Genomic DNA, 4,083 nt, shown 5'->3' with positions numbered 1-4,083 from the left:
CCCCGGCCCGCTCCCAGGCCTGCGCGGCGACCTCGGTGAGCACGTCGGCCGGCAGGCCCGTGCGCTCGAGGTACTGCGCGGCGAGCAGCCCCATCGCCACGTCCTGGCCGAAGCCGACCGGACGGGCGAAGAAGGGCTCCGCGATCGAGGCGTAGTACGCCGCGACGTCGGACTCGCTCGGCTTGGAGTAGGCCACGATCAACGCGACCTTGGCGTTGCCCGCGGCCACCTTGTCGGCCGCGTAGGACAGGCCCCACAGGCCGTCCTCCTCGACCCGCGACTCCTCCTTGTGGTGCGCGCCCATGGCGCCGAGGAAGCCGCAGTTCGAGATGCTGCGCCCGTCGAGCACGTCGCTGCCGCAGTCGATCACGACGTCCACGTCGGCAATGCCGAGGCCGCTGCCGGCCAGGACGTCGGAGACCGCTGCGTAGATCAGGTCGACGTGCTGCTTGTCATCCCACGATTCGCGTAGCTGGGTCTGGGCCGTCGCGACGACGCCCACCCGGCTCAGGTCAGATCCGGTCATGGGCCGACCCTACACAACCAAACATACGTTTGGTAGACCCAGTTTCGAACCCTTCAGGACCGGTCGTCTCAGCCGTAGTCGTGGTAGCTGACGATCAGGCCGTCCTTGACGGTGTAGATCGTGCAGAGGTCGAGCTTGGCCACGTCGCCGGCGTTCTCGGCGAAGCCGGGGACGGCAGCCGCGGCGGTGCCGGTCCAGGTGTGGGCGATGACCGCGGTGTCGCCGTCGCTGTGCTCGGCCCGCCGGTTCTCGAACCGCTTGTCGGGGAAGGCACCCTTGAACGCGCCGAGTAGCCCGCCGAACGCCTCGCGTCCGCTGACCTCGACCCCACGGTTGTGGTGCACGACCTCGATGTTCTCGGCACACAGGGCAAGCAGGGCATCGTCGTCGCCGGCGTTGTACGCGTCGACGAAGGCATTGGCGACGCTGGCGGCATCCGCCATCGGGTCCTCCTGAAAAGTCGGGTCTGGTCGAGGTCATCGTTGACGTCCGGCGGGGTCCCTGTCTAGGCTCCCAAACGGTTGTTTGGTAAAACCTGCCCTCAGTCCCCAGGACGGTCATGGCCTTTTCCAGTCCGTACACCAGCTTCCGCTCGCTGCCGGATCTGCTGGAGCACCGGGCGATCGCCGATTCCGGACGTGTCGCCGTCCGGGTGCACGCCGTGCCGTACACCTACGGCGAGCTATGGGATCGGTCCGCCCGTGCGCATGGCTGGCTGGCCGGCGCCGGCGTGGGCCCGGGCGACAACGTCGCGCTGCTGATGCGCAACTCGGTCGAGTTCCTCGACGCCTGGCTGGCCCTGGCCCGGATGGGCGCGGTCGCGGTGCCGGTCAACACCGCCTCGGTCGGCGAGGCCCTCGCTCACACGCTGGAGCACTCCGAGTCCGTCGGCGTGATCGGCGACGCGGACCTGCTGCCCGCGATCGCCGCGGCCGGGGTGAAGCCGACCTGGCAGGTCGCGGTCGGAGGGGACTTCGACGGCGCGAGCCCGTTCGCTGACCTGATCGACCGGTCCAACCCGACGCCTCACCCCGTGCGCTGTGACGGCCTCGACCCGATGAACATCATCTACACCTCGGGCACGACGGGCATGCCGAAGGGCGTCGTGCTCGGGCACGGCAGCTACCTGAACACCGGCGGCTACTTCGCCCACCACCTCGGCCTGCACGCCGAGGACGTCCTGCACACCTGCCTGCCGCTGTTCCACTGCAACGCCCAGCAGACCACGCTGATGTCCGGGCTCGCCCTGGGCGCCGAGGTCGTCGTGGACCGCTCGTTCTCGCTGTCCCGCTACTGGGGCTGGATCAACGAGTCCGGCGCCACCGTCACGAACCTGCTCGGCGCGATGCTGGCGCTGCTCTCCAAGCGCGAGCCGGACGCAGCCGAACGCTGCGAGCGCCTGCGCTACGTCGTGGCGGCGCCGGTGCCGGAGGACCTGCACCGGCCACTGGAGGCGCGCTGGGGCGTGCGGATCGTCGAGGGGTACGGGCTGACCGAGACCGGGACGATGGCCTGCATCAACCCGCCGGACGACACCCGCTCGGGGACCATCGGGATTCCCCTGGAGCACAACGAACTGCGCGTGGTCGACGAGGAGGGCAACGACGTCGGCGACGACGTGCCCGGCCAGATCCTGACCCGGTCCCGCATCGAGGGCGCCTTCATGAGCGGCTACTTCAAGGCGCCGGAGGCCACCGCCGAGGCCATGGCGGGCGGCTGGTTCCACACCGGCGACATCGGCCGCCGCCGCCCGGACGGGTACTACGTCTTCATCGACCGCAGCAAGGACACCATCCGCCGGCGCGGGGAGAACATCAGCTCCTTCCTGGTCGAGAAGGCGGCGCTCGGGCATCCGGAGGTGGCCGAGGTGGCCGCCATCGGCGTCCCCAGCGAGCTGTCCGAGGAGGACGTGAAGATCGTCGTCGTCCGCCGGGCCGGGAGCACGCTGACCGAGGCCCAGCTCGCGACCTGGAGCGATGATCGGCTCGGCGACTTCATGCGGCCGCGGTACATCGAGTTCCGCGACGAACTGCCGCGCACCGAGACCGGGCGGGTGCAGAAGTACCTGCTGCGCCAGGACGGCGTGGGCGCCGGCTGGGACCGTGGCGACTCCCGCGCCCGGCGGGCATGATGGCGACTCTGGTCGCGTGGCGGGGCTATCCCCGCAACCTGATGCACCCGGCACGCAGCCAGAGTGCGGAACTCTGCGGAGGAGCACGGACATGACACTGAGCCCGCCCGACATCAAGGCGATCCTCGACGCCCTCGAGGCTTCCGACTGGGACTCCGCGACGGTCACCGTCGAGGGCGTCACCATCGCGGTGGCCCGCAACGGCGCCACCCCCGCGGGCGCTCCCGCCGCAGCCCCCGTCGCACCGCCCACCCCCGTTGCGTCCGAACGAACGAGCGCTATAGCGCCCGCTCCGTCGGACGCAACGCCCCCGGCAACGCCGCCAGCGGCCCCGATCGCCGGCGGACACGTCATCAGCGCCCCCAGCGTGGGCGTCTTCTGGCGCTCCCCGCGCCCCGGCTCCCCGCCGTTCGTCGAGGTCGGTCAGGCCGTCGCGATCGGGGACACCATCTGCATCGTCGAGATGATGAAGCTGATGAACAACGTCGTCAGCGACGTCGCCGGCACCGTGGTCGCGGTCCACGTCGAGAACGCCGCTCAGGTCGAGTACGGCGCCCCGCTGATCACCATCGCCCCGGCCTGAGCCCCCACCACTGGCTCATGCATGAGTGAGTGGTCGATTTTGGGGCCGAATCCGCCCGTAAATCGACCATCCACTCATGCATGAGCGAATGGTGGCGCGGCCTCAGAGGCCGAGCAGGACCGCGAGGCTCTCCTGCTGCCGCACCGGCGCCGGCAGCGCGGCGGCGACGGCGAGGGCCCGGCGGTAGAACAGGCCGATGTCGGCCTCCTCGGTGAACCCGATCGCCCCGTGGAGCTGGACGCTCTCGGCCCCGATCCGGCTCAGCACCGAGGCGGCCCGCATCAGCGTCGCTGCGATCAGGGCATCCGGGGGGCTGTCGCCGGGCTCGTCGAGGGCGGCCGCGCAGGCGAACACCAGCTCGTGGGCCAGGGCGAGGTCGGTCGCGAGATCCGCGCACCGGTGCTTCAGCGCCTGGAACGACCCGATCGGCTTGCCGAACTGGTGACGGGTCTTCAGATACTCGACGGTCAGGTCGAACGCCTGGGCCGCAGTGCCGATCATTTCGGCGGACAGCGCCACCGCAGCGGCGCCGAGGGCGGCATTCAGCGCGGCGGCGTCGAGCTCCAGCCGCCGGGCGGTGCACCCGGTGAAGGTCAGGTCGGCCAACGGCCGGGTGACGTCCGCGGTGTCGACGGCGCTCACGCTCAGGCCGGCGGCGTCGGTGGGCAGCACCCCGGCGAGCAGGCCGTCGGGGCCGGACGCCACCACGACGAACAGACCGGCGACCGCGCCGTCGAGCACCGCCGCGGCGGAGCCCTGCAGGAGGAGCGCGCCAGGCTCACCGACGGTGGCGCTCACTCGGGCGGTGCCCAGCGGCGGCACGCCGCGCGCGACCACCAGGGC

4 protein-coding genes and 1 pseudogene are annotated in these 4,083 nt (G+C 71.0%); 2 read left to right on the top strand and 3 right to left on the bottom strand.

Features of this window, described 5'->3' with window-relative positions; genetic code table 11:
- Positions 1-526 (bottom strand): annotated as a pseudogene (locus H0X00_RS22230) (3-ketoacyl-CoA thiolase); the annotation flags it as partial.
- A 68-nt stretch (positions 527-594) separates the two neighbouring features.
- Complete coding sequence (locus tag H0X00_RS22225; RefSeq protein ID WP_293774940.1) at positions 595-969, bottom strand: nuclear transport factor 2 family protein; 375 nt, start codon at positions 967-969, stop codon at positions 595-597.
- 116 nt (positions 970-1,085) lie between these two features.
- Here H0X00_RS22225 and H0X00_RS22220 point away from each other — a divergent pair, with 116 nt between their 5' ends.
- Both H0X00_RS22220 and accB read left to right on the top strand, forming a co-directional pair.
- Entirely contained in the window at positions 1,086-2,657 is a 1,572-nt protein-coding gene (locus H0X00_RS22220) for an AMP-binding protein (protein WP_293774939.1), read from the top strand.
- A 91-nt stretch (positions 2,658-2,748) separates the two neighbouring features.
- The gene (accB, locus tag H0X00_RS22215) at positions 2,749-3,240 is read left to right on the top strand and encodes an acetyl-CoA carboxylase biotin carboxyl carrier protein (protein ID WP_293774937.1); all 492 of its coding nucleotides are present in this window, start codon (positions 2,749-2,751) and stop codon (positions 3,238-3,240) included.
- A 102-nt stretch (positions 3,241-3,342) separates the two neighbouring features.
- On the opposite strand, the gene H0X00_RS22210 is transcribed toward accB, so the two are convergent.
- A partial coding sequence (locus H0X00_RS22210) for an acyl-CoA dehydrogenase family protein (RefSeq protein WP_293774936.1) occupies positions 3,343-4,083 on the bottom strand: 741 nt, incomplete at its 5' end.

Origin of the sequence: Sporichthya sp., from assembly GCF_013815995.1 — a bacterium.
Classification (GTDB): domain Bacteria; phylum Actinomycetota; class Actinomycetes; order Sporichthyales; family Sporichthyaceae; genus Sporichthya.
Note: the sequence above shows the minus strand (reverse complement) of the source record. Positions and strands in the feature narration are given on the sequence as shown.